This is a genomic window from Coprobacter secundus subsp. similis (assembly GCF_015097275.1).
Taxonomy (GTDB): Bacteria; Bacteroidota; Bacteroidia; order Bacteroidales; family Coprobacteraceae; genus Coprobacter; species Coprobacter secundus.
In genome coordinates this window covers 2323026-2348199 of sequence record NZ_AP023322.1, presented here as the reverse complement: position 1 = coordinate 2348199, position 25174 = coordinate 2323026, and the positions used below count along the sequence as shown (strand labels likewise).

At 37.1% G+C, this 25174-nt stretch carries 21 protein-coding genes, 3 tRNA genes and 3 rRNA genes; 20 read left to right on the top strand and 7 right to left on the bottom strand.

All coding sequences use genetic code 11. The features are described 5' to 3' along the window. The first annotated feature begins 4 nt into the window (after positions 1-4). The 4 genes from Cop2CBH44_RS09265 to Cop2CBH44_RS09250 all read left to right on the top strand — a co-directional run bounded on the left by Cop2CBH44_RS09265 (position 5) and on the right by Cop2CBH44_RS09250 (position 2442). Positions 5-871: a DUF3316 domain-containing protein gene (locus Cop2CBH44_RS09265; RefSeq protein WP_021929518.1), complete on the top strand. Its 867-nt coding sequence runs from the start codon at positions 5-7 to the stop codon at positions 869-871. 15 nt (positions 872-886) lie between these two features. Beyond that, positions 887-1933: a S41 family peptidase gene (locus Cop2CBH44_RS09260; protein WP_021929517.1), complete on the top strand. Its 1047-nt coding sequence runs from the start codon at positions 887-889 to the stop codon at positions 1931-1933. Positions 1934-1976: 43 nt separating this feature from the next. After that, positions 1977-2058 (top strand) — tRNA-Leu (locus Cop2CBH44_RS09255). Between the two features lie 102 nt (positions 2059-2160). After that, positions 2161-2442: a putative quinol monooxygenase gene (locus Cop2CBH44_RS09250; RefSeq protein ID WP_021929516.1), complete on the top strand. Its 282-nt coding sequence runs from the start codon at positions 2161-2163 to the stop codon at positions 2440-2442. A gap of 132 nt (positions 2443-2574) precedes the next feature. On the opposite strand, the gene Cop2CBH44_RS09245 is transcribed toward Cop2CBH44_RS09250, so the two are convergent. Further along, complete coding sequence (locus Cop2CBH44_RS09245; protein WP_420838994.1) at positions 2575-3195, bottom strand: SIMPL domain-containing protein; 621 nt, start codon at positions 3193-3195, stop codon at positions 2575-2577. Positions 3196-3453: 258 nt separating this feature from the next. Here Cop2CBH44_RS09245 and Cop2CBH44_RS09240 point away from each other — a divergent pair, with 258 nt between their 5' ends. Next, positions 3454-3882, top strand: a complete 429-nt coding sequence (locus Cop2CBH44_RS09240) for a hypothetical protein (RefSeq protein WP_021929514.1) — start codon at positions 3454-3456, stop codon at positions 3880-3882. Positions 3883-4130: 248 nt separating this feature from the next. Further along, positions 4131-4640, top strand: coding sequence for a ferritin-like domain-containing protein (locus tag Cop2CBH44_RS09235; RefSeq protein ID WP_021929513.1), 510 nt, complete (start codon positions 4131-4133; stop codon positions 4638-4640). A 77-nt stretch (positions 4641-4717) separates the two neighbouring features. On the opposite strand, the gene Cop2CBH44_RS09230 is transcribed toward Cop2CBH44_RS09235, so the two are convergent. Together Cop2CBH44_RS09230 and Cop2CBH44_RS16730 are read right to left on the bottom strand one after the other, a co-directional pair. Continuing rightward, a complete protein-coding gene (locus Cop2CBH44_RS09230) occupies positions 4718-6364 on the bottom strand; it encodes a fumarate hydratase (protein ID WP_021929512.1) in 1647 nt (548 codons plus the stop codon). Between the two features lie 139 nt (positions 6365-6503). Then, complete coding sequence (locus Cop2CBH44_RS16730) at positions 6504-6947, bottom strand: VanZ family protein (RefSeq protein WP_021929511.1); 444 nt, start codon at positions 6945-6947, stop codon at positions 6504-6506. Positions 6948-7144: 197 nt separating this feature from the next. Between Cop2CBH44_RS16730 and Cop2CBH44_RS09220 the strand changes: the two genes are divergently transcribed. From Cop2CBH44_RS09220 to cdaA, 4 genes are read left to right on the top strand one after another with little or no spacing between them, the layout of a single operon-like run. Further along, the gene (locus Cop2CBH44_RS09220) at positions 7145-8491 is read left to right on the top strand and encodes a sodium-dependent transporter (RefSeq protein ID WP_021929510.1); all 1347 of its coding nucleotides are present in this window, start codon (positions 7145-7147) and stop codon (positions 8489-8491) included. Position 8492: 1 nt separating this feature from the next. Further along, positions 8493-8876 (top strand): hypothetical protein, encoded by a 384-nt coding sequence (locus Cop2CBH44_RS09215; RefSeq protein ID WP_021929509.1) that lies wholly within the window; start codon positions 8493-8495, stop codon positions 8874-8876. A 57-nt stretch (positions 8877-8933) separates the two neighbouring features. Continuing rightward, positions 8934-9791, top strand: a complete 858-nt coding sequence (gene folP, locus Cop2CBH44_RS09210) for a dihydropteroate synthase (protein WP_021929508.1) — start codon at positions 8934-8936, stop codon at positions 9789-9791. Positions 9792-9821: 30 nt separating this feature from the next. Further along, positions 9822-10592, top strand: coding sequence for a diadenylate cyclase CdaA (cdaA, locus tag Cop2CBH44_RS09205; RefSeq protein ID WP_200754686.1), 771 nt, complete (start codon positions 9822-9824; stop codon positions 10590-10592). 56 nt (positions 10593-10648) lie between these two features. Here cdaA and Cop2CBH44_RS09200 read toward each other — a convergent pair whose 3' ends face one another. Continuing rightward, positions 10649-11344: a Bax inhibitor-1/YccA family protein gene (locus Cop2CBH44_RS09200; RefSeq protein ID WP_021929505.1), complete on the bottom strand. Its 696-nt coding sequence runs from the start codon at positions 11342-11344 to the stop codon at positions 10649-10651. 481 nt (positions 11345-11825) lie between these two features. Here Cop2CBH44_RS09200 and Cop2CBH44_RS09195 point away from each other — a divergent pair. The 5 genes from Cop2CBH44_RS09195 to rrf all read left to right on the top strand — a co-directional run bounded on the left by Cop2CBH44_RS09195 (position 11826) and on the right by rrf (position 16886). Next, a 16S ribosomal RNA gene (locus Cop2CBH44_RS09195) occupies positions 11826-13353 on the top strand. Between the two features lie 146 nt (positions 13354-13499). Then, a tRNA-Ile gene (locus Cop2CBH44_RS09190) sits at positions 13500-13576 on the top strand. Positions 13577-13591: 15 nt separating this feature from the next. Beyond that, positions 13592-13665, top strand: a tRNA-Ala gene (locus tag Cop2CBH44_RS09185). Positions 13666-13795: 130 nt separating this feature from the next. After that, positions 13796-16676: ribosomal RNA gene (locus Cop2CBH44_RS09180) — 23S ribosomal RNA — on the top strand. 99 nt (positions 16677-16775) lie between these two features. After that, a 5S ribosomal RNA gene (rrf, locus tag Cop2CBH44_RS09175) occupies positions 16776-16886 on the top strand. The 16S, 23S and 5S rRNA genes sit together here with 2 tRNA genes alongside, the layout of an rRNA operon. 297 nt (positions 16887-17183) lie before the next feature. Here the strand turns inward: rrf and Cop2CBH44_RS09170 are convergent. From Cop2CBH44_RS09170 to Cop2CBH44_RS09160, 3 genes are all read right to left on the bottom strand, one after another. Next, positions 17184-17783, bottom strand: coding sequence for an aminotransferase class IV (locus Cop2CBH44_RS09170; RefSeq protein ID WP_021930515.1), 600 nt, complete (start codon positions 17781-17783; stop codon positions 17184-17186). Then, positions 17767-18756 (bottom strand): aminodeoxychorismate synthase component I, encoded by a 990-nt coding sequence (locus tag Cop2CBH44_RS09165; RefSeq protein ID WP_021930516.1) that lies wholly within the window; start codon positions 18754-18756, stop codon positions 17767-17769. The genes Cop2CBH44_RS09170 and Cop2CBH44_RS09165 overlap by 17 nt, the downstream gene beginning before the upstream one ends. A gap of 129 nt (positions 18757-18885) precedes the next feature. Further along, entirely contained in the window at positions 18886-19890 is a 1005-nt protein-coding gene (locus Cop2CBH44_RS09160; RefSeq protein WP_021930517.1) for a class II fructose-bisphosphate aldolase, read from the bottom strand. Between the two features lie 368 nt (positions 19891-20258). On the opposite strand from Cop2CBH44_RS09160, the gene speA reads away from it, so the two are divergent. The 5 genes from speA to Cop2CBH44_RS09135 all read left to right on the top strand — a co-directional run bounded on the left by speA (position 20259) and on the right by Cop2CBH44_RS09135 (position 25056). Then, positions 20259-22154 carry a biosynthetic arginine decarboxylase gene (gene speA / locus Cop2CBH44_RS09155; RefSeq protein ID WP_200754685.1) on the top strand — a complete coding sequence of 632 codons (1896 nt, stop codon included), beginning with the start codon at positions 20259-20261 and terminating at the stop codon, positions 22152-22154. 12 nt (positions 22155-22166) lie between these two features. Then, positions 22167-22919 (top strand): tRNA pseudouridine(38-40) synthase TruA, encoded by a 753-nt coding sequence (truA, locus tag Cop2CBH44_RS09150; RefSeq protein ID WP_200754684.1) that lies wholly within the window; start codon positions 22167-22169, stop codon positions 22917-22919. Positions 22920-22985: 66 nt separating this feature from the next. Next, positions 22986-23885, top strand: a complete 900-nt coding sequence (locus Cop2CBH44_RS09145; protein ID WP_200754683.1) for a DMT family transporter — start codon at positions 22986-22988, stop codon at positions 23883-23885. A gap of 75 nt (positions 23886-23960) precedes the next feature. Next, the gene (locus Cop2CBH44_RS09140) at positions 23961-24602 is read left to right on the top strand and encodes a DUF3256 family protein (protein ID WP_200754682.1); all 642 of its coding nucleotides are present in this window, start codon (positions 23961-23963) and stop codon (positions 24600-24602) included. Between the two features lie 148 nt (positions 24603-24750). After that, the gene (locus tag Cop2CBH44_RS09135; protein ID WP_200754681.1) at positions 24751-25056 is read left to right on the top strand and encodes a glycoside hydrolase family 20 zincin-like fold domain-containing protein; all 306 of its coding nucleotides are present in this window, start codon (positions 24751-24753) and stop codon (positions 25054-25056) included. Positions 25057-25174 lie beyond the last annotated feature (118 nt).

The following is a 25174-nucleotide window of genomic DNA, read 5'->3' as shown; positions in this document are numbered from 1 at the left end:
GGAAATGATTTTCATAAAAAGGCTTTTTGTTATAGTAATATTTATTTCTGTTTTGAGGGTCGGCATTACTCAAGAAATAGACAATAAGCCGTTGCGACCGATAATAAATTCAACGATGCTTGAGCTGGGAAAGACCGGTCGACTATATGATTCTTATCTATCAATGATCGGTTATGCAGGTTTTAATGTGGGGCTTAGTAATGAACGGCTACAGATGGCTCGTTGGGGAAAAAACAAAGTCCTTTCACAACAAATGTTTTCTCTCCATTATGCATCGACTAAAAATGAAGCACAAAATGGAAAAATGATTATGGGGATGCTTCACTATGCATATGGGATGTTGTATACGGCTCGAATGCCAGTTCCCGGTTTGATATTATATGGAGGAGGACAGGCTGAAGCTCGGGCTGGATTTATTTATAATTTGCGTAATTCGAACAATCCGGCGACAGCGAAAGTGGATTTGAATCTGTCATTATCTGGTATTGCGGCCTATACATTTAAAATAAAAAAATATCCAATAACTATACGTTATCAGATGACATTACCTTTTGCTGGGATGTTTTTTGGACCAGCATTTGGTCAATCTTATTATGAAATGTTTGAAGTTGGGAATCTGGAAGGTACAATCCATTTTGGTTCATTTCATAATCAGTTTCATATGAATAATCTAGTTACGGTCGATTTGCCTTTAGGCCGAGGGGCGTTACGCTTAGGATATCGTAATATTATTTATTCAACGTTACAGAGTCATATAGATACGCAGATATATACAAATTCTTTTGTTATTGGTGTGACTACAGAGTTTATTCCATGGAACAGACGAAAGCAAGCTCGTCAGAAGCAGCATGTGTTCCCTGTTTATTATTAATGTTGATAAGTTTTGATGAATAGATATTTATTGATATGTCGTTTGTGTATGCTGTGGCTATTATTTGTTGTGGTTACAGGTTTATCTTCATGTCGTGATATTGATACATTTGCGGATAATCCGGAAGGTAATTTTGAAGCATTATGGTCTTTGATAGATGAACGGTATTGTTTTTTTGAATATAAGAATATTGACTGGGATGATATCTATTGGAAATATAAACCAAGGATAAATAATACTATGACAGATGAGGAGTTGTTCAATGTGTTGGCTGATATGTTGGCTGAATTGAAAGACGGTCATGTGAATTTGACTTCTCCATTTAATATGGCTCGTTATTGGGATTGGTATGAAAGTCATCCGACAAATTTTGATATGGAGGTGATTGAAAAATATTATTTAAATCGTCCAGATTATCAAATTGCAGGTGGTATCAAGTATCGAATATTACCAAATACTAATATTGGATATATGTATTATGAGAGTTTTTCATCCGGTGTGGGCGAAAGTAATTTGGACTATATTTTAGCTGCATTCTCTTCTTGTGATGCCATTATTATAGATGTACGAAGTAATAGTGGTGGTATGTTGACAAATGTTGATCGTATTGCTAGCCGTTTTACCAATGAAGATTTGGTTGTTGGGTATATAAGACATAAAACGGGTCCGAGACATAATCAATTTTCTGATTATTATCCACTTACATTAAAGACTGCACCGTCTAACCGAATACATTATCAAAAGCCCGTTGCAGTATTGACTAATCGTAGATGTTACAGTGCTACTAACCAGTTTGTTTCTGTAATGACAATGTTGCCTAATGTTGTACAAGTTGGGGATACGACGGGAGGAGGTAGTGGCTTTCCGTTATCATCAGAATTACCTAATGGCTGGTCGGTACGTTTTTCTTCCTCACCTATATATAATGCAAATAAAAAGCAAATCGAATTTGGTATAGGACCATATCCGGAAAATAAGGCGTATGTTGGAGATTATCCGTTGACGCAGGATGGTATCATAGAAAGAGCTATAGAAATATTAAATAAAAAAGTTGCTCAATAAATTGCGAATCTCATAAAAACATATTACCTTCGCGTTGCGAATTGCGGATGTGGCGTAATTGGTAGCCGCGCTAGACTTAGGATCTAGTGTCTAACGACGTGTGGGTTCGAGTCCCGTCATCCGCACGAAGCCTATAAGAAATTCTTATAGGCTTTTTTATTTAATTATCGGTATTGGGTTTATTACGAATAGTTTTTATTTTTGTGAATATCTAAATTTTTTGACAAATGGAGAAAAAGACTATTGTAGCTCGGGCAAAAGTGCTTGCTGAAAAACAAGCTGCTTTTCTTAATGCAACAGAAGCTCTGATTCAGGGGACGAGAGCTGAAAGAGGGAATATAAGTTATACGCTTTATCAAAGTACAGAGAATCCGTCCGATTTCATTTTTTATGAAGAGTATAAGGATGAAAATGCCATGAGTGTCCATGCAGCATCGAAACACTTTAAGTCCTTTGTTGAAACCATAGATGGAATGCTAGCAGAAGAAATGGTTATAGAATCTTTTTAAGAATGAGTTTTTTTATATAGGATTATAGGTTTTATTCCCCTTTATGTGAATAATTTTGTGATTTGTAGATTCTTAACAGTCCTATTTTCATAATTTCAGAACAGTTAAGAAAGGAAAAGTATGCTGTAAGATTTATTTTATTTCAAACCGAGCTTGGATTTCGTATTGTAACTTAATTTTGCGAAAATTGTTACTATCGGATTGATTGTTTAAAGAAATATTACTTATTCTGTTTTGAGCTTGTCCATATAATGGCTGTTTATTAGCTGATTCCGTGATTGAAATTATTTCACCTATTTGTTTTCCTATGCTTGCTAATAAATGTTTAGCTTTATCCTCTGCAGCCTTTAATGCCGCAATTTTTACTTTTTTGCGATATTGTGCTATATTTTTATTTTTTAATTCACTAATATTCATATATGTTATCCCATGAGTATCGATAGTCTCGATAATTTTATCAATTATGTTGAAATCATATAATTTTATTTCCAGTTGTTTACTGATTAAGAAATCTTTTCCTGGTTCTCTCCAAAAATCACCTATTTCATTTATTGTTATATCATTCGATGAAATCCCTATTCTTTTTAGGTTATTGATTAGTTCATCTTCTATGACATTGATAGGGACTTTGGTCTTGTAGTCTTCAGGTTTACTCCTTTTTTCGAATTCTTCTTTCCAATACTCTTTGATGTGGATTGTATATCGAATCTCGTCTGGATTTATTTCCATTTCAGAACTACCGGTAACATCAATAAATCGTATTATTCCTTCATTTCTGTTTTGTGCTGGTTGATGTCGTTAGTAGAAATATCCACGATAGTATAAAGAAAAATTTTTTCATGATAAAAAGTATTTTTTATTTATTGCAAGATATATTTTTTGAGAAAGAAAACAATAAAATATCAATTATTTTATAACATTTCAATTATATTTAAAATATAGCATTAAACCTAAAAGTTGCATATATCGTTATTACATTAAGAAAATGTAATTGTGTGGAGGAATTGAGAGATGATATTGGGAGGAATTGTAGTTTTAGCTATTGTTTTATTATTGACAGGTTTGATGTATGATTTCAAGCAGAGTAATGAAAATAGGTTATTTACTATGTCGTTGTCTGGGAGATGGAAACGAAGTGATTCAGTTAACTCTTCATTAAGATATGATTTGACAATCACAGGAAAAAAGTGGACCGAGATTGTGTATCGCAATAATATTCCTATTGAAAGATTCGATGCTGAATACAATTATGATATGGAAACAGGTGGCATATATTTTGATGATTATCATCAAGTATACGAAAATGATGGGAGTAACCATTTGGAATATGTTAACGAGGGGTTGATTATTGTTCAATTATCCGGTCGGGATTTTACTTATGTTAGTAATTGTTCCCATACATATGAGCGGCAAACAAATAAAGATAAAAGTTTAATTTGATGAGAGTTCGATATAAAGGTTAATTTATATGATTGAAAATTAGGAATATAGTGATAAAGTATTAAATTTATAGTGTTTAATGTAACATTTAAACAATTATCACTATGTTCTCAGAGGATAAAGTTTCAGAGGTTTATTTGTATGGTGAATGATTTGCTCGTTTTTATTTATAAAGTATTGAGAGATTTTTTGAACAAAACACTTTGAAGCAATGTTATAATAAGAAATTGATAGAAAATTTTAAGATTATGGCAAAAGAGAGTGTTGATATCCTCAAAGGGAAAATTGATGTGAAAAAAGTACTTGAACAGCTTAATGCCGCATTAGCAGAAGAATGGTTGGCTTTTTACCAGTATTGGGCTGGAGCTTTGATTATTGAAGGACCTATGCGTACTGAGGTCCAAAAGGAGATGGAAGAACATGCTCAAGAAGAGTATGAACATGCTAAATTATTGGCTGACCGCATTATTGAACTTGAGGGTGTCCCTGTATTATCTCCTCAACAATGGTTTGATTTAGCTCGTTGCAAATATTTGGCGCCAGATGATTTTGGTGTAGTTAGTATTTTGAATCAAAATATTGCGTCAGAGCGTTGTGCTATAAAAAGATATAGTGAAATTGCTAATTTTACAGATGGTTTAGACTTTACAACTTGTGATATTGCTAAACATATTATGGCTGAGGAAGAAGACCATGAGCAAGATTTGCAAGATTTTATCAATGATATAAATCGTATGGTTAAATATTTAGGTAGATGAAGTTTATTTGTATCATAAACAAAAGCGGTTGGAAATACAATTTCCAACCGCTTTTGTGTTTATAGCTATTTATGTAATTATAGATTGCAAGAACTACAACGAGGTTTTATTTGTTTAAAAAAGTCATTTCCTTTGTCATCAACCAGAATAAAGGCAGGAAAATTTTCTACTTCAATTTTCCAGATAGCTTCCATACCTAATTCTGGATATTCAAGGCACTCTACTTTTTTGATATTGTTTTGTGCCAATATAGCAGCAGGGCCTCCTATACTTCCTAAATAAAATCCTCCATGTTTTTTACAAGCATCTGTTACTTGCTGGCTACGATTACCTTTAGCTATCATAATCATTGAACCTCCGTTTTCTTGGAATAAATCTACGTAAGGATCCATACGTCCGGCTGTTGTTGGACCGAAAGATCCTGAAGGCATTCCTGCGGGAGTTTTTGCTGGTCCGGCATAGTAAATAGGATGATCTTTTAAATATTGGGGCATTCCTTTTCCTGAGTCCAAACGTTCCTTAATTTTTGCATGAGCAATGTCCCGACCTACGATAATCGTACCGCTAAGAGATAAACGGGTTGCTACTGGGTATTTAGTCAGTTCGGCTAAAATGTCTTTCATAGGACGATTGAGATCTATTCTTACAGCATTTCCTTCTCCTGCTTGGCGTAGCTCTTCTGGAATTAATTCTCCAGGATTATCATCCAGTTTTTCAATCCAGAGTCCGTCCTTATTAATTTTAGCTTTAATATTACGATCTGCTGAGCAAGAAACTCCAAGACCAACTGGACAAGAAGCACCATGGCGGGGCAAACGAATGATACGAACATCATGAGCAAAATACTTACCGCCGAATTGGGCCCCGATTCCTGAATTTTGAGCGGCTTTTAATACCTCTTTTTCGAGTTCTATATCGCGGAATGCCTGTCCCCATTCATTACCTTTTGTTGGTAAATTATCGTAATATTTAGCAGAAGCCAATTTCACTGTTTTTAAATTCATTTCTGCAGATGTCCCTCCAATTACAAATGCTACATGATAAGGTGGACATGCAGCGGTACCTAAAGTTTTCATTTTTTCAACCAGAAATTTAACTAATGTGTCGGGGTTGATGAGTGCTTTAGTTTCTTGATATAAATATGTTTTATTGGCAGAACCGCCGCCTTTGGTCATAAAAAGAAATTTGTATTCCATCCCGTCTACGGCGTACAAATCAATTTGAGCTGGTAAATTACATTTAGTATTTACTTCATTATACATATCAAGAGGTGCATTTTGGGAGTAGCGTAAATTCTCTTCAGTGTATGTTTTGTATACCCCTAATGAAAGAGCTTCTTCATCTCCTCCTCCAGTCCATACCTGTTGGCCTTTTTTACCTACGACAATAGCTGTACCTGTATCTTGACAGAACGGTAGTACCCCTTTGCTGGCTACTTCTGCATTACGAAGCATCGTCAGTGCAACATATTTGTCATTGTCGCTGGCTTCTGGGTCATGTAATATTTTTGCCACCATCTGGTTGTGCTCGCGACGGAGTAAAAAGGAAACATCTCGAAAAGCAGCATTCGATAGTTTGGTCAGAGCTTCCGGTTCTATTACTAAAACTTCTTTTCCATGACATGTTTCTACTGATACATGTTCTTTAGTTAGCAAGTAATACTCTGTATTGTCTTTTCCCATAGGAAAAGGCTCCTGATACTTAAAAGGAGGAGGTGTTGCCATATGTATCTCTATTTTAATTTGTAAATGGTTAAGATTTTAATGCCTACAAAGTTACGTTTTCTTTTCTTAAAGCCGAAAACGAATGTTTAAAATCATTGGTGAAAACGTGAAAAATACTTATTCAGAAACGGTATTCTATTTATTTACACAAAGAAGAATACCGTTTTATCCATGGGAGAATGAAAAGCATTCCTAATAAAAATCCCGATATTACTCCGACGGAATTTGACAAAAAGTCGAAAAAATCACAGCTACGAGTATTTGTCAAATATTTTTGTGCTATTTCCATTATTCCTCCAAAGAGGATTGGAAACAACCAGAGAATCCATATGTATTTGATAGATTTTTGTTTTTTGGTTATTATACTATATCTGGTCCAATCAAAATAAAATACTACAGTTAATCCAAGATACATGCAGAAGTGGATAATCTTATCGAAATAAGGAATATGAAATAACGGAGTGTCAGGTATATTGGAAAAAGAGTTTAAGGATAAGTATAAGATACAACTTATAATAAAAATTGTGGGTGAAAAAGGAGGTACAAAGTACTGAATGTATTTAAACAAATTGTTATGTGTCATGTTTATGTACTAATTGATAATATTACAAAGATAATTCTTTATAATTACATAAAGGTAGTTTTATTATTATTGTAAACAATTGAACGAATAAGGCCTATATTTGTTTTGAAATGGTGTTTTTATGGATAAAAATATAAATAAATTTAATCTTTAATGCTAATTTTGCATATGTTAGATTATAAATGAACGGTAAGAATATGACTAAACGTGCAACTTTTGCTACAAAATTGGGTGTGATTGCAGCTACTGCTGGTTCATCAGTGGGATTGGGTAATATATGGAGATTCCCTTATGAGACAGGGCAGAATGGAGGAGCTGCATTTTTGCTTGTTTATTTTATCTGTGTGCTCATACTTGGCTTACCAGTAATGTTAGCAGAATTTACTATTGGTCGTAGTGCAAAATCCAATGCTAGCCGGGCTTTTATAAAACTTACCCCGAGGACTCATTGGTATATTGTTGGTATTTTGGGAATTTTTGCAGCAGTATTTATTATGGGCTTTTATTCTGTTATAGCTGGATGGACTCTTGATTATGTATACCAGTCTTTGACATTTGGTTTAGCTAATAAATCTCCTGAGGCATTTCAGTCAGCGTTTACGGAATTTACTGAAGACCCTATTCGTCCAATTTTCTGGACGGGGTTATTTTTATTAACTAACTATGTTATATTGATAAGAGGTGTACACAATGGGATAGAGAAAGCATCAAACGTATTGATGCCTTTATTGTTTGTTATTCTTATTATATTTAGTATACGTTCTTTATTTATGCCTGGCACTGTAGATGGATTATCATTTATGTTCCATCCTGATTTTTCTAAAATAGATTCTAATGTGATATTGCGAGCTATGGGGCAAGCCTTTTTCTCTCTAAGCTTAGGAATGGGAACTTTAATTACCTATTCATCTTATTTTTCGGATAAAACTTCTTTGACAAAAACTGCTGTAACTGTAGCTTCATTAGACACATTCGTGGCTATTATGGCAGGTGTAATGATTTTCCCAGCGGTGTTTTCTTATGGAATTAGTCCTGCACAAGGACCAGAGCTGATATTTATAACATTGCCAAATGTTTTTCAGCAGATGCCTGGTGCATATTTGTGGTCTTTATTGTTTTTTATATTGATTACTGTAGCAGCATTGACGTCAACGATTTCTCTTTGTGAAGTAGCTATTTCTTATTTGCATGAAGAGTTTGGTTTTATTCGTAGCCGGGCAACATTATGGTTGATATTTCTATGTTTCATTATGGCTGTTTTGTGCTCATTATCTTTTGGACCTCTTTCCGATTTTACGATATTAGGTTATACTATATTTAATTTTAGTGACTTTTTGGCCTCTAATATTCTATTACCCTTAGGAGGAATGTTGATATCAATATATGTAGGTTGGATATTAGACAAAAAGTTTGTCAAAAATCAAATTAGTAATTATGGGCAAATAAAAATATGGTATTTTGATTTGTTAATGATTTCGCTTCGATTTATTGCTCCGGTTGCAATATTTCTTATTTTCTTGTATGGCTTAGGTATTTTTAATTAAAATGAAAGAAAGTATAAGCTCCCGATTGTTCTATTTTTCCCGTAATCAAAGGTTTGCGGTAGGGATATTGTTGTTATTGATTTTGGGATTTTTAGTATTTCGTTTTTGGATGCAAGAAAGTGAAACAGTAACCGAATCAGTACAAGAGTATGAACAGTTTCAGTCAGAAATAGAAGCTTTTAAATCTCAATTAGAAACAAAACCTTTGTCTTCTAAAACAAAAATACAGAAAAAGAAAAATTTGCCAAGTTCTGATTCTCGAGTCCAGCCTATACGAGTTATTCCAGAAGATGCTGAATCGAATTCGATAATCCTTTTAGAAAAAGATGATAGAAAAGTCATACCCGCAGATAAGAATGAAAGATTAGAGAAAATGGAAAAATGATATTCTTAATCCAATAAAAAAAACTATCTTCGTTACTTGTAATGTTAGAATAAAAAAATGAATATAGTATCTAGAAAGACATTTTCTCTAAATATAAATGGAGCATTATTAGAAATAAATCGTCCATTGGTAATGGGTATATTGAACGTGACTCCTGATTCATTCTATACAGACAGTCGTTGTTATAATAAAAAAACTATAATTTCACGATTACAGCAGATCGTGAGCGAGGGTGCAGATATGATAGATATTGGAGCATATTCATCTCGTCCGCAGGCAGCAGATATATCTGTCGAAGAAGAAAAACGTAGACTTGCTGTGGGTTTAAGTGTTATTAGAAAAGAATATCCGGATATTTGTATTTCAGTAGATACCTTTAGAGCAGATGTTGCGGAATGGTGTATTAGGGAGTATCAGGTAAATATTATAAATGATATTTCTGGTGGAGAGATGGATGCTCATATGTTTAATGTGGTCGCAGAGACTGGAGTTCCATATATTATGATGCATATGAAAGGTACTCCCCAAACAATGATGAAACACACATCATACGAGAATATTGTGGCGGAGTTGTTACAGTGGTTTTCTCTCCGAATTGATCGGTTGACTCGAATGGGTGCTAAAGATATAATTATTGATCCTGGTTTTGGTTTTAGTAAAACATTGGAAGGAAATTATGAACTGATGAATCATTTGTCGGAATTTATGTCTTTAGGATTGCCTATATTAGTTGGTATTTCTAGAAAGTCAATGATATATAAATTATTGGATTCAACCCCTGAAAACAGTCTGAATGGAACTACAGTTTTAAATACGCTGGCTTTATTGGGAGGAGCGAATATATTGAGAGTGCATGATGTGAAAGTAGCTGTGGAGACAGTGAAAATTGTGATGAAAACGTTAGAGGCAAATTGATTTACAGTGAGTATATAAAAGAAGGACAATATGTTTGTACACTTTGGAATAAAAGATGTCATTGATATATTATTAGTAGCCTTACTCTTATATAATATATATAAGATGATGAAGGATTCTGGTACTATTAATATATTTGGTGGTATAATGGCTTTTCTTGCTGTTTGGATTGTGGTGACCAGAATACTGGACATGCGTCTTATGGGTGCAATTATGGATAAGCTTATAAGTGTTGGTGTTCTTATTTTGGTTATCTTGTTTCAAGATGAAATACGACGTTTTTTGGTTGAATTAGGGTCACATAAACGATGGCGTTTTTTCTTTCGATTATTTTTCCCAGATAAAAAAGATAATTCTAAAGCTCAGAGTTATATTATACCTTTGGTGTATGCTTGTATGAATATGGCAAAAACTAAGACGGGAGCATTAATTGTTATTCAAAAAGATATTGCTTTGACTCAGTATATTCAGACAGGCGATATTATAAATGCAGATGTTAATTCTCGCCTCATTGAAAATATTTTTTTTAAGAATAGCCCTTTGCATGATGGCGCTATGATAATTGCTGATAATCGTATTGTTGCTGCAGCTTGCATATTGCCGGTCTCTCATAATAATGACATCCCTAAATCATTGGGATTGAGGCATCGGTCAGGATTGGGCATTTCTCAGGAGTCAGATGCAACAGCAGTAATTGTTTCAGAAGAGACAGGGAATATATCTGTTGCGCGAAATGGGAAATTACATATTAAGCTGTCAGGAAAAGATTTAGAAAATATTCTTTCAGATGATTCTTTATAAAGATGAAAAAGGAAAGGTAGCCTTAGATTTAAATATAAAACTACCTTTCCTTTTTCTTATTTGCGGTCTCCAAAAATACGAAGAAGATATAAGAATAAATTAATAAAATCAAGGTACAAAGAAAGAGCACCTAAAAGGGCCATTTTTTGAGATTCTTCTGTTATTTCCTGACCATTTAATAATCTTTTTATTTTTTGGGTATCATAAGCTGTTAAACCAACGAAAATAAAAATACCTGCATAAGTTGTAATCCAATATAATGTGCTGTTAGCCCAGAAAATATTTACAACAGTAGCAATGATTAACCCGATAAGTAACATAAAAAGGAGATTACCTAAAGACGTAAGATCTTTTTTAGTAAAATATCCGTATAAACTCATAGCTCCGAATGTTCCTGCTGTTACAAAAAATGTAGAGGCTATTGATGTTGTTGTATAAGCAAGGAAAATAACAGATAAGGTTAGACCATTAATAAAAGAATATAACATAAATAATCCTGTGGCCGTAGTAAATGACAAAGATTGTATACGAGCGGATACATACCAAACAAGGGCCAGTTCTGCAATGATAAGACCCAAAAACATGAAGCGACTTCCAAATATGAGTTGTTGCATTGCATATGAATTACTTACTGCCATTGCGGTGATACCGGTTATTGCAAGAGCAGCAGTCATCCACAAGTATACGTTTTTTATTAAAGTAGATTGAGCTAATTTGGATTGATAATCCGAAACTGAATAATCTGAATTCATATAAAATTTATTTTTTAAGTTAGTAGGACAAATATACGGATTATTTTATTAATGGGTATTTTTATCCTTTCATTTTCTATGAAATCCTTAACTTTAAGGAAAATCTACTCATATAATTTTTAGTATTGTAGAGAAAATTTTTTTTGTGGAGGTGGTAGAAGGTAATAAGTTGGTAATTAGATTTGTAGTATCTTTATTTGAAAAAAGTCGAAAAAAAGTTCAAAAAAGATTTGGATAGGAATAAAAAAGCGTGTACTTTTGCATCCGCTTTCCGATAGAAACGGAATAAATCCGGAAGGAAATGCAAGAGGTCATTGAAAGTATTACGATAGACAGAGAGAAATGTAGAAAGAGACGGGCCCCTTTGGGAAACCGGAGGGGGTAATAGTCCACGTCAAGAGAATAAGGAAATGATACGGGCATCAGAGCAGGGGATGATATCGGCTTTTACGGGAGTAAGAAAAAGAAAAAAATAGATATTACAACGAAGAGTTTGATCCTGGCTCAGGATGAACGCTAGCGACAGGCCTAACACATGCAAGTCGAGGGGCATCAGGTATCAGCTTGCTGATACGCTGGCGACCGGCGCACGGGTGAGTAACGCGTATGGAATCTGTCTGTAACAGGGGGATAACCCGGAGAAATTCGGACTAATACCCCATGCCGCCGGTTTTTTGCATGAAAGGCCGGCGAAAGGGTAACCGGTTACAGGTGATCATGCGTTCCATTAGCTGGTTGGCGGGGTAACGGCCCACCAAGGCGACGATGGATAGGGGTTCTGAGAGGAAGGTCCCCCACACTGGTACTGAGACACGGACCAGACTCCTACGGGAGGCAGCAGTGAGGAATATTGGTCAATGGGCGGAAGCCTGAACCAGCCAAGTCGCGTGAAGGAAGACTGCCCTACGGGTTGTAAACTTCTTTTGTATGGGAGTAAAAGAGTCCACGTGTGGGCTATTGCAAGTACCATACGAATAAGCATCGGCTAACTCCGTGCCAGCAGCCGCGGTAATACGGAGGATGCGAGCGTTATCCGGATTTATTGGGTTTAAAGGGTGCGTAGGCGGCCCTATAAGTCAGCGGTGAAATGTTCCGGCTCAACCGGGAAACTGCCGTTGAAACTGTAGGGCTAGAGTCCACAAGAGGTATGCGGAATGCGTGGTGTAGCGGTGAAATGCATAGATATCACGCAGAACCCCGATTGCGAAGGCAGCATACTGGGGTGAAACAGACGCTGAAGCACGAAAGCGTGGGTATCGAACAGGATTAGATACCCTGGTAGTCCACGCCGTAAACGATGAATACTAACTGTTTGCGATATACAGTAAGCGGTACAGCGAAAGCGTTAAGTATTCCACCTGGGGAGTACGCCGGCAACGGTGAAACTCAAAGGAATTGACGGGGGCCCGCACAAGCGGAGGAACATGTGGTTTAATTCGATGATACGCGAGGAACCTTACCCGGGCTCAAACGCAGGAGGAATGCGTATGAAAGTACGCAGCTAGCAATAGCCGCCTGCGAGGTGCTGCATGGTTGTCGTCAGCTCGTGCCGTGAGGTGTCGGCTTAAGTGCCATAACGAGCGCAACCCTTATCGATAGTTACTACCAGGTGAAGCTGAGGACTCAATCGAGACTGCCAGCGTAAGCTGCGAGGAAGGTGGGGATGACGTCAAATCAGCACGGCCCTTACGTCCGGGGCGACACACGTGTTACAATGGCAGGGACAGCGAGTAGCCAGGCAGCAATGCCGCGCCAATCTCGAAACCCTGTCCCAGTTCGGATCGGAGTCTGCAACTCGACTCCGTGAAGCTGGATTCGCTAGTAATCGCGCATCAGCCATGGCGCGGTGAATACGTTCCCGGGCCTTGTACACACCGCCCGTCAAGCCATGGGAGCCGGGAGTACCTGAAGTATGCAACCGCGAGGAGCGTCCTAGGGTAATACTGGTGACTGGGGCTAAGTCGTAACAAGGTAGCCGTACCGGAAGGTGCGGCTGGAACACCTCCTTTCTGGAGTAAAAGGGAAGATATCCTCCACAAAGAACGCTCAGGCGTCCTCTTTCCGATAAATGAGACGGAGACGACCCCGTTTTTTTCTACGGTCTATTGTAACAAGATAAAAGAGAAGAAGCAGCCCGGCAGAGGGATGAATTGACAGTCCTATAGCTCAGTAGGTTAGAGCGCTACACTGATAATGTAGAGGTCGGCAGTTCAAATCTGCCTGGGACTACCAAACTGGCAGAAGTTTGGGGGATTAGCTCAGCTGGCTAGAGCACCTGCTTTGCACGCAGGGGGTCAACGGTTCGAATCCGTTATTCTCCACGAAAGAAGATCTTTGACATACTGAAAAAAGAAAAGAACAAACAAAAAACCTAGCAAACCAAGAAAGAAAGCGAACCAGGTATACATCACACCGGAGGGCCGTCGGAGAATCGGCGGCAATAGCCGGGAAAAGAAAGTAAACAAGGGCGCATGGAGGATGCCTAGGCTCTCGAAGGCGAAGAAGGACGTGATAAGCTGCGAAAAGCTACGGTAAGGAGCAAATATCCGCTGACCCGTAGATCTCCGAATGGGGCAACCCGTCGTCGCAAGGCGACACACTGCAAGTCAGTGAGCAAACGTGGGGAACTGAAACATCTCATTACCCACAGGAAAAGAAAATAACAATGATTCCGCTAGTAGTGGCGAGCGAACGCGGAAGAGCCCAAACCGTTCCTGTTTCGGCAGGAGCGGGGTAGAAGGACCGCCGATAAAGGCAAGAGCGGAGGAAGTCGAACCAATTGGAAAGTTGGATCAAAGAAGGTGACAATCCCGTAGACGAATCCGAAGCGAAGCCGAGGCGGCACCTGAGTAGTGCGGGACACGAGAAATCCTGTATGAATCCGCGGGGACCATCCCGTAAGGCTAAATACTCCCGAGAGACCGATAGCGAACCAGTACTGTGAAGGAAAGGTGAAAAGAACCTCGAACAGAGGAGTGAAATAGACCCTGAAACCATGCGCCTACAAGCGGTCGGAGCTTCTATATGGAGTGACGGCGTGCCTTTTGCATAATGAACCTACGAGTTACTTTTGTTGGCCAGGCTAAGGGCTTCAGGCCCGGAGCCGAAGCGAAAGCGAGTCTGAACAGGGCGTCATAGTCAGCAGGAGTAGACGCGAAACCAAGTGATCTACCCATGAGCAGGTTGAAGGTTGGGTAACACCAACTGGAGGACCGCACCGGTAAACGTTGAAAAGTTTTCGGATGACTTGTGGGTAGGGGTGAAAGGCTAATCAAACTTGGAGATAGCTCGTACTCCCCGAAATGCATTTAGGTGCAGCCTTCGGGTTCGAGTTGAAGAGGTAGAGCGACTGATAAGATGCGAGGGCTTCACCGCCTATCAAGTCTTGATAAACTCCGAATGCTTCAACTCAAGACCGAGGAGTGAGGGCATGGGTGCTAAGGTCCATGTCCGAGAGGGAAACAACCCAGACCATCAGCTAAGGTCCCGAAATAATAGCTAAGTTGAATTAACGAAGTAGAATTGCAAAGACAGCTAGGATGTTGGCTTGGAAGCAGCCATTCATTTAAAGAGTGCGTAACAGCTCACTAGTCGAGGAATTCTGCGTGGATAATAATCGGGCATAAGCTATTTACCGAAGCTATGGAATATGCAAATATTGGTAGGGGAGCATTCCACGGGTCGCAGAAGGCCTGTTTTGAGACAGACTGGAGACAGTGGAAAAGCAAATGTAGGTATAAGTAACGATAAAGGAGGCGGGAAACCTCCTCGCCGCAAGACCAAGGGTTCCTGATCAACGCTAATCGGATCAGGGTAAGTCGGGCCCTAAGGCGTAGCCGAACGGCGCAGCCGATGGCAGAAACGGTTAATATTCCGTTACTGAATGTAGGAGTGACGCGGAGACGGAGCAGTGACACATCCGCCTGCAGACGGAATAGCAGGTTGAAGAGTGTAGATATTGTCCCGGTAGGCAAATCCGCCGGGATAGTCGAACTTGATAGTACCGGGCGTCCTCGGACAACCGGATAGCGATGGTAATCAGACTCCCAAGAAAATCCGCTAAACATATGCTACATTCACCCGTACCCCAAACGGACACACGTGGTTGGGTAGAATATACCAAGGCGCTCGAGAGATTCACGGTTAAGGAACTAGGCAAATTGACCCTGTAACTTCGGGAGAAAGGGTCCCGACTGAAAGAAGTCGGGCGCAGAGAATAGGTCCAGGCAACTGTTTAACAAAAACACAGGGCTGTGCGAAATTGGAAGATGAAGTATACAGCCTGACACCTGCCCGGTGCTGGAAGGTTAAGAGGAGACGTCATCGCAAGAGAAGCGTAGAATTGAAGCCCCAGTAAACGGCGGCCGTAACTATAACGGTCCTAAGGTAGCGAAATTCCTTGTCGGGTAAGTTCCGACCTGCACGAATGGTGCAATGATCTGGACACTGTCTCAACCGTGAGCTCGGTGAAATTGTAGTATCGGTGAAGATGCCGATTACCCGCAACGGGACGGAAAGACCCCGTGAACCTTTACTGCAACTTAGCATTGAATTTGGGTACTTGATGTGTAGGATAGTCCGGAGGCAGAGAATTGGGTACGCCAGTATCCGAGGAGCCGCTGTTGAAATACGGACCTTTGATTATTTGAATTCTAACTCTGTATTAGAGAGGACACTGCTTGGTGGGTAGTTTGACTGGGGTGGTCGCCTCCAAAAGCGTAACGGAGGCTTCTAAAGGTACCCTCAGGCCGATTGGTAACCGGCCGTAGAGTGTAATGGCACAAGGGTGCTTGACTGAGAGACCGACACGTCGATCAGGTAGGAAACTAGAGCATAGTGATCCGGTGGTTCCGCATGGAAGGGCCATCGCTCAAAGGATAAAAGGTACTCCGGGGATAACAGGCTGATCGCTCCCAAGAGCTCATATCGACGGAGCGGTTTGGCACCTCGATGTCGGCTCGTCACATCCTGGGGCTGGAGAAGGTCCCAAGGGTTGGGCTGTTCGCCCATTAAAGTGGCACGCGAGCTGGGTTCAGAACGTCGTGAGACAGTTCGGTCCCTATCTGTTGTGGGCGCAGGAAATTTGCGAGGCTCTGACACTAGTACGAGAGGACCGTGTTGGACCGGCCGCTGGTTTATCAGTTGTTCCGCCAGGAGCACTGCTGAGTAGCTAAGCCGGGATTGGATAAGTGCTGAAAGCATCTAAGTACGAAGCCAGCCTCAAGATAAGATTTCCCTAGAGGGTCGTTGCAGACGACGACGTAGATAGGTTGCAGGTGTAAAGGCAGTAATGCCAAAGCCGAGCAAAACTAATCACCCGAGACTTTCTGTAAGGTATGATTCCGGTAGTGCCGGATACGTGGTATCGTTCTGTCGTTTGTTGGTGTTTTTCTTTTTCTTTTCTTTTTTTGTATGGCAAAAAAGAAGGCATTCAGGTGGTTATAGTGTCAGGGTTCCACCTCTACCCATTCCGAACAGAGAAGTTAAACCTGACCGCGCCGATGGTACTGCGTCACAGTGGGAGAGTAGGTAGCTGCCGTATTATAGGAGAATAGGGAGGAGAGAAGACCGCAGGGTCCTGCTCTCCTCCCTATTTTTTTCCCCTTGGAGATGCATTTCCCCCCCCTCCCCCGCGACCCGATTCCCGGACACGCCGCTACCCTTTTTTTCGGGCATTCAAAAGAAGGTGTATGTTATTTCTATCCTCTTTCTAATAACTAGTTATATATTTAGGAATAAATAGAAGTTATGAAAAATAAAGGTTCTTAGATGACTTATGCTAATTTATTTGCTCTATTTTAATGTTTTTATCAGAGATAATTAGTTTCAGAGGAGCTAATTATTCTTGTTCTTTATATATCAGATTTGTAGGAAATTCTATTTCACCAAATGTTATTAATGCATTAAATAATCGTATGCGGTTATATTGAATAAGGTCAGAGATATGGATATCTTTTGCTTTAATTAATCCTTTAGAGAGGAGATATTGACGTTGAACTCCTTTTAATAAAGGTTTTTGGGGAGTATACCAGTCTTGTCCGTTGAATAAAGCTATATTGCATGTACTTGTATCTGTAAGAAGATTGTTTTTTACAATTAAGATATCGTCACAATTGTTTCTTTTTGAGAATAGTTCATTAAGTAAGCTTCTGTCATATTTTTTAAAAGAATAATCTATATTATTATATTGTATGAGTTGTAGAGAATTAATAGGTCTTAGATAATAGGTGAAGTATTCGATACTGATGATACTTTCATTATATTTTATTCTACATTTGGTACGTTTGGAATATTCTTTTGGGGAGATAATAGATTTTATATCTAAAAATTCAGTTATGTTGAAATATGCTTTTCGAGTTTCATGCATTCTTTGATTATGGAAATCTATATTCCAAATTTTACCATTTTCAATTCTTATACTTTCAATAAATTGGCACATATATTTTTTGTTTTATTTCATTATATTCATTGTGAATTTTACTTTTAGTAGTGATTCCTCCTCCGCTTTTAAATAGATATTTGCCTTGTGCATTTTGTTCGATAAAACGAATCATTACAGCACTATCGACTTTCTTACCATCATATATTCCCATTATACCAGTATAGAATCCTCGGTCATAATTTTCGGCTTCTGTAATGATTTCTACTGTTTTTCTTTTGGGAGCTCCGCTAATTGATCCGGCTGGGAGTAATTTAAATATTATATCACCTAATGTATTAAGATAGTTTTCGGGTAGGATACCTTTTATTTCGGAGCTGACTTGTAGAAGTTTTCCTTGATGTGTTGTTATTGTATCAATGTACCTATACTTAGAAACAGTTACTTTATCTGCAATAATGCTTAAGTCATTTCGTATTAGGTCTACAATCGTTGCATGTTCGGCAGACTCTTTTTTATCATTTAATATCTTATATTTTGCATCTGGTTCGTTTGCGTCAATTGTTCCTTTCATTGGATAAGAATATATCGTTCTGTCAGGATGGATTTGTATAAATATTTCAGGAGAGAAAACAACAAATTTATTTTTTATCCAAAGTTTATATTTTGCATTAGCCCTATAAAATATTTCTTTTAATGACAGGTTACATTCTATAGGGGTGGCACAGGTTAGATTCGTAAGAAAAGAATTACCTAATAATAGATTTTGGGTTACGATATCAAATGATTGTTGATAGTCTTTGAATGGTATATAATGAGGTTTCCAATAGAATTTTTTATTAGAAGGTGTATAATGAGTTGGGATATTGGATATTCCATTAAAATCATAAAGTATATTTTGGTTATTAATTTTATTAAGAGGATATAAGAATCCTTCTTGTGTATTAAAACTAATGATGAATAAAGTCGGTTTATGGGATTGTCCTGCTCTATTTAGTTCTTGTATAATTTCTTTTGTGTTATTAAAATACATATTGGTTACAATTTATTATGTATTTCGATAAATTTTGTAAGGAAAGAGTAAAACTTCTCTAAACGAACAGGGATATATCAATATGTTGATATATCCCTGTTTATATGATGCTCTTATTTGTGTATTATGTTAGCAGCTTAATTTATCGTTGCTTCCTAATACATTGATAATTTTGTGCATATATAATTTTTTCATTTCATCACGGGCTGGGCCTAAATATTTACGAGGGTCGAATTCTGCAGGTTTTTCGGCAAAGACTTTGCGAATAGCAGCAGTCATAGCCAAACGGCTATCAGAGTCAATATTGATTTTACAAACGGCAGATTTAGCTGCTTTACGTAATTCATCTTCTGGAATACCGATAGCTGCATCTAATTTGCCTCCATATTGATTTATCATTTCGACATATTCTTGAGGAACTGAAGAAGATCCATGGAGAACAATTGGGAATCCCGGAAGTTCTTTCATTACACCGTCCAATACATCAAATGCCAATGGAGGAGGAACTAAGCGTCCGGTTTTAGGATCTACAGTACATTGTTCAGGTTTAAATTTGTAAGCTCCGTGTGAGGTCCCAATAGAAATAGCTAAACTATCGCATCCAGTTTTGGTCACGAAGTCTACAACTTCTTCTGGTTTGGTATATGTGTGATGTTCTGCACAAACCTCATCTTCAACACCGGCTAATACTCCAAGTTCACCTTCTACAGTTACGTCATATTTATGTGCATATTCAACAACTTTTTTTGTTAAAGCAACATTTTCATCATAAGGAAGATGAGAACCGTCTATCATAACTGAGGAAAATCCCATGTCTACACAAGATTTGCATAATTCAAAGGAATCTCCATGGTCTAAATGTAGAACGATTTCTGGGTGAGCACAACCTAATTCTTTTGCAAATTCTACAGCACCTTCTGCCATATAGCGAAGTAATGTTTGGTTTGCGTAATTACGGGCACCTTTTGATACTTGAAGGATAACTGGTGATTTGGTTTCTACAGCAGCTTGGACAATAGCCTGCAATTGTTCCATATTGTTGAAGTTAAATGCAGGGATAGCATATCCTCCTTTGATAGCCTTTGCAAACATTTCTCTTGTGTTTACAAGACCTAAATCTTTGTAATTAACCATTTTGTTTATTGTTATTTCGTTAATAAATAAAAACTATGCAAAGTTAATATTTTATGACGAAAAAAAGGACTGTCTACATAAAAAAGCTTGAATTTTGTATGATCTTTTTAAGTCTTGAATATTCGATTCTATGAATTCTATTTTAATATATCAATTAGAATAATCAGAGATGATTCTTATGTTTTCCGTTAAGTTGTTTTAATGTCTATGCTCCTGACCTTATGATTTTTAAATATACCCTTTTTCCTTTCATTTTTTATCTGTACTTTTGCCGCTCATTACAAATTATAGAAAGCGATAAATTAATCTCGTTTTTTATATTATGAGTGAATTTATTAAGGTTAACAGAAAATTCAGATTTACGAAGAATGAGAAGATGGCGTATTGATGATTCGGCTGAGCTGTATAATATCAACGGTTGGGGGCTGAAATATTTTACTATTAATGATAAAGGTCATGTTACTGTCACGCCTAGGGATGGTAGTGCAGGCGTTGATCTGAAAGAGTTAATGGATGAATTGCAAGTTCGGGATGTTACATCTCCGGTTTTGGTACGTTTTCCTGATATTCTTGATAATCGTATCGAAAAGATATCTCGTTGTTTTAAGCAAGCGGCAGATGAATATGGATATACCGCTCAAAATTTTATTATTTATCCGATTAAGGTAAATCAGATGCGACCTGTTGTGGAAGAGATCGTAAGTCATGGCAAGAAATTTAATATAGGACTTGAAGCAGGATCTAAACCTGAACTCCATGCAGTGTTAGCGATAAATATTGATGAAAATTCATTGATAATTTGTAATGGGTATAAAGATGAGAATTATATAGAGTTAGCGTTGCTTGCTCAAAAAATGGGTCGGCGTATTTTTCTTGTTGTAGAAAAATTGAATGAATTAAAGCTGATTGCTTCAATATCAAAACGGTTGAAAATACGACCGAATGTTGGTATTCGTATTAAACTTGCAAGTTCTGGTAGTGGTAAATGGGAAGAATCTGGAGGAGATGTTAGTAAATTTGGGTTGAATTCGAGTGAATTGCTTGAGGCACTTGATATACTCGAAAAGAATAAAATGAAAGATTGTTTGCGCTTAATTCATTTTCATATAGGCAGTCAGGTAACAAAGATACGTCGTATTAAGAATGCATTGAGGGAAGCATCTCAATTTTATGTTCAACTCCATAATATGGGTTTTGATATTGATTTTGTTGATATCGGTGGAGGATTGGGTGTCGATTATGATGGTACCCGTTCGTCAAGTAGTGAGAGTAGTATGAATTATTCTATACAAGAGTATGTGAATGACTCTATATCTTCTCTTGTAGATGCTTGTACAAAGAATGATATTCCACAACCTAATATAATAACGGAGTCTGGACGTTCTCTTACTGCACATCATTCTGTTTTGATATTTGAGGTATTGGAGACTACGACATTACCATCTTGGGATGAGAATGAAGAGATTAGTGATTCCGACCATGAATTGGTGCATGATATGTATCAGTTATGGGATTCTATCAACCAACCACGTTTGATAGAATCTTGGCACGATGCTTTGCAGATACGAGAAGAGGCTTTAGATTTATTTGGTTTAGGTATGCTTGATTTGCGAACACGGGCTCAGGTGGAGCGATTATTCTGGTCAGTGGCACGAGAAGTTTTTTCTATTGCTTCAGAAATAAAGCATGCTCCGGAGGAACTGAAAAAAATTTCAAAAATGCTTCCGGATAAGTATTTTTGTAATTTTTCGTTATTCCAGTCTTTGCCAGATTCATGGGCGATAGACCAGATATTCCCTATAATGCCTATTAGCCGATTGGATGAAAAACCTGATAGAACAGCAACAATACAAGATATAACTTGTGATTCGGATGGTAAAATCGATAATTTTATCTCCACGCGTAATTTTAATTATCATTTGCCTGTACATACGTTGACGAAGGAGCCTTATTATATCGGTGTATTTCTTGTAGGAGCATATCAAGAGATTTTAGGAGATATGCATAATCTTTTTGGTGATACCAATGCTGTTCATGTAAGTGTATACAAAGACCGTTATGAAATAGATCAGGTGATTGATGGTGAGACTGTAGCTGAAGTTCTTGATTATGTCCAATTTAATCCAAAGAAGATGGTACGTAGTGTAGAGACTTGGGTAACAAGTTCTATGAAAGCAGGAATAATTACACCTGAAGAAGGACGAGAATTTCTTTCAAATTATCGGTCTGGATTGTATGGATATACTTATCTTGAAAAGGATTAAAAAATAAGGCTCGTGCAGAGATATTTTCTATATTTTGCTTATGATGGTTTCCGATATCATGGATGGCAGATACAACCAAATGGTATAACGGTACAGGAGTGTGTAGAGGAGTCTCTATCTCTTATATTACGTGAAAAGATATCTGTTGTCGGAGCTGGACGGACTGATGCGGGGGTACACGCTCGAGTAATGGTTGCTCATTTTGATGTAGATACAGTCATAACCAATCTCGATTCTTTTTGTGATAAATTAAATCGAGTATTACCTTCAGATATTGCGGCTTATAAAATTGTTCCGGTAAAGAATGATGCCCATAGTCGTTTTGATGCTATGTCTCGTACTTATCATTATTATGTAATCGGAAATAAAAGTCCATTTGAAGAACGATATGCTTGGAGATATCATGGTAGTCTTGATTTTGAAAAAATGAATCGGGCTGCTAGCCATTTGTTTGATTATATGGATTTTACCAGCTTTAGTAAGTTGCATACCGACGTAAAAACAAATAATTGTCGAATAATGCAAGCTCGTTGGGAAATAATGGATAATAAGGCTGTTTTTATTATTCAGGCCGATCGTTTTCTGCGAAATATGGTTCGAGCTATAGTTGGTACGTTGATAGATGTGGGACGTGGAAAAATATCTGTTATAGATTTTTGCCATATAATCGAGCAGAAAAATAGGTGCAAAGCGGGGGTATCAATGCCGGGTAATGCATTGTTTCTTATGGATATTTCGTATCCGGATGATATTTTTATGAAATAGTTTTATACTGGAGAATAGAATTCTATTTTCCAGTATAAAAAATCTTTTATCCAGTATAATTCTATTATGTGGTTGACATTAGCATTTATATCAGCAGCCTTGTTAGGAATGTATGAAGTTTTCAAAAAAGCAGCATTAAATGAGAATGCCGTTATTCCTGTTCTTTTTTTTAATACCGTCTTTTGCAGTTTACTATTTCTTCCGATTATATTGATGTCTCGTTTTTGTCCGACATTGATACAGAATACAATGTTCTATGTTCCTAAAGTTTCATTTGAGACACATTTGTATATTATTCTTAAATCAATAATAGTTTTATCATCGTGGCTATTTGCCTATTTTGCAACGAAACATTTACCTATAACAATTGCAGGAACCATAAAAGCTTCTCAGCCAGTTTTGACATTACTGGGTGCTCTTATTGTATTTGGAGAACGATTGAATTTGTTTCAATGGATAGGTGTAAGTTTGGCTATTATTTCATTTTTTTTGCTTTCGTCTGCTGGGAAAAAGGAAGGCATAAATTTTAAACATAATATTTGGATATGGTTTATAGTTCTCGCTACAGTAACGGGAGCCGTTAGTGGTTTATATGATAAATATTTGATGGCACGATTTGACCGTATGACTGTACAGGTCTGGTATAATTGTTATCAGATGGCTATCATGTTTATAATATTATTGTTATTATGGTATCCTAAAAGAAAAGTTACTACTCCTTTCCAATGGCGTAACAGTATTTTTTTTATTTCACTGTTTTTAGTTATAGCTGATTTTGTTTATTTCTATGCTCTTAGTTATCCTGATTCTATGATTTCTATTGTTTCTATGGTAAGAAGAAGTGGAGTGGTAGTAAGTTTTGTGGCAGGAATATTTTTCTTTAAAGAACGAAATATTAGGAATAAGGCTATTGATTTGATTTTAGTGTTGATAGGTATGTTTTTTCTCTATTTGGGGAGTAAATAAAACTTACTTAAATATCTTTAGGATTGGATAATATGATTATTTTTGTAACTTTAATAACAAAAATAGAGCTTTAGTATGCGTACGATTATATATCTTTTTTTCTCTTTATTTATAGCTGTATCTGTGGAAGCACAGAGAGTATCTTCTTTTTTTATTATTATGCCAGATGAATTGTTACCTCAAATTGAAACAAATCGAAGAAAGGATATGATTGACCTTTTTCAACATTCACAAAAAGGTGGGATAACAAATTCTCTCGGAGGGACATCAGATGTAACAGCATTATCGGATAATTATATTTCTGTAGGCTTGTCATCTTCATCTACTATGCAGATAAAACTACTTCCTTTAAAAGGGAAAGAAGAAACGGTTATCGCTGTTGTGAATACAGTGTGTGCACCAGCATGTGATAGTCGTATTGATTTTTATGATACGAATTGGAAACCTTTAGATAGGAAAGATTTTATTATTTTACCTGACAATAGGGATTTCCTATCAGACGATGAAAAATCTAATGAGAATGCTAATGAAATGGTTCAAAGGGTCGATATTTCTTTGATGCGATATGATTTTTGTGAAGGAAATGATAACTTGCAAATAACGTATACTATAGATGAATATATGCCAGAGGAAATGTATAAACAAATAAAGCCTTATTTAAGGGATTCATCATTAGAATATGTTTGGGATGGAAACCATTTTAAAAAGGAGAAATAGAGCTTTTGTTATTGTGTATTTAATTACAGTTAGATCGGTCATGAAACATTTTCCTATTTTTGTTATGTTCGTAAGCTTATTCTTTTCTTATCAAAAGCTTTTTGTTACAGCTGATTATTAAGTAATACCTTTGCCTTAAAGCATTAATTTGGAAGATGATAAAGGATTTTTTATAAATAAAAATACATGTATTTGTTACTCTTTGGAAGATAAAGAGTTACAAAAGAATGCTGAATTTTTATCAGAGTATATTCAGTTTGTCACGGGAATGAAACTTGAAGTGTCGAATAAGATTCGAAATAAAAATGTTATTATTTTGAGAAATGATTATAAATCAGAGAATTCAGAAGTCTATTCCCTCGAAGTTACTCCAGATTTTGTCATTATTAATGGAAGTCGTAATGCGGGGACTTTTTATGGAAATTCAAACATTAAGAAAAGCTGTTCCGGCTAATGCCTCGAATTGATGCTTTATCAGAGGACCAGAGGACAATGCCTGATATAGGTAATTTCTTGAAAGGTTGCAACAAATGGTTCTTCGTTATGATAAATATGGATATAATTATGCCAAA

What these genes read in the sequence shown, in the direction of transcription:
- Cop2CBH44_RS09265 (WP_021929518.1), top strand. Translation starts at nt 5, where the DNA reads ATGATTTTCATAAAAAGGCTTTTTGTTATAGTAATATTTATTTCTGTT.
- Cop2CBH44_RS09260 (WP_021929517.1), top strand. Translation starts at nt 887, where the DNA reads ATGAATAGATATTTATTGATATGTCGTTTGTGTATGCTGTGGCTATTA.
- Cop2CBH44_RS09250 (WP_021929516.1), top strand. Translation starts at nt 2,161, where the DNA reads ATGGAGAAAAAGACTATTGTAGCTCGGGCAAAAGTGCTTGCTGAAAAA.
- Cop2CBH44_RS09240 (WP_021929514.1), top strand. Translation starts at nt 3,454, where the DNA reads ATGATATTGGGAGGAATTGTAGTTTTAGCTATTGTTTTATTATTGACA.
- Cop2CBH44_RS09235 (WP_021929513.1), top strand. Translation starts at nt 4,131, where the DNA reads ATGGCAAAAGAGAGTGTTGATATCCTCAAAGGGAAAATTGATGTGAAA.
- Cop2CBH44_RS09230 (WP_021929512.1), bottom strand. Translation starts at nt 6,364, where the DNA reads ATGGCAACACCTCCTCCTTTTAAGTATCAGGAGCCTTTTCCTATGGGA.
- Cop2CBH44_RS16730 (WP_021929511.1), bottom strand. Translation starts at nt 6,947, where the DNA reads ATGACACATAACAATTTGTTTAAATACATTCAGTACTTTGTACCTCCT.
- Cop2CBH44_RS09220 (WP_021929510.1), top strand. Translation starts at nt 7,145, where the DNA reads ATGACTAAACGTGCAACTTTTGCTACAAAATTGGGTGTGATTGCAGCT.
- Cop2CBH44_RS09215 (WP_021929509.1), top strand. Translation starts at nt 8,493, where the DNA reads ATGAAAGAAAGTATAAGCTCCCGATTGTTCTATTTTTCCCGTAATCAA.
- folP (WP_021929508.1), top strand. Translation starts at nt 8,934, where the DNA reads ATGAATATAGTATCTAGAAAGACATTTTCTCTAAATATAAATGGAGCA.
- cdaA (WP_200754686.1), top strand. Translation starts at nt 9,822, where the DNA reads ATGTTTGTACACTTTGGAATAAAAGATGTCATTGATATATTATTAGTA.
- Cop2CBH44_RS09200 (WP_021929505.1), bottom strand. Translation starts at nt 11,344, where the DNA reads ATGAATTCAGATTATTCAGTTTCGGATTATCAATCCAAATTAGCTCAA.
- Cop2CBH44_RS09170 (WP_021930515.1), bottom strand. Translation starts at nt 17,783, where the DNA reads ATGTGCCAATTTATTGAAAGTATAAGAATTGAAAATGGTAAAATTTGG.
- Cop2CBH44_RS09165 (WP_021930516.1), bottom strand. Translation starts at nt 18,756, where the DNA reads ATGTATTTTAATAACACAAAAGAAATTATACAAGAACTAAATAGAGCA.
- Cop2CBH44_RS09160 (WP_021930517.1), bottom strand. Translation starts at nt 19,890, where the DNA reads ATGGTTAATTACAAAGATTTAGGTCTTGTAAACACAAGAGAAATGTTT.
- speA (WP_200754685.1), top strand. Translation starts at nt 20,259, where the DNA reads ATGAGAAGATGGCGTATTGATGATTCGGCTGAGCTGTATAATATCAAC.
- Cop2CBH44_RS09145 (WP_200754683.1), top strand. Translation starts at nt 22,986, where the DNA reads ATGTGGTTGACATTAGCATTTATATCAGCAGCCTTGTTAGGAATGTAT.
- Cop2CBH44_RS09140 (WP_200754682.1), top strand. Translation starts at nt 23,961, where the DNA reads ATGCGTACGATTATATATCTTTTTTTCTCTTTATTTATAGCTGTATCT.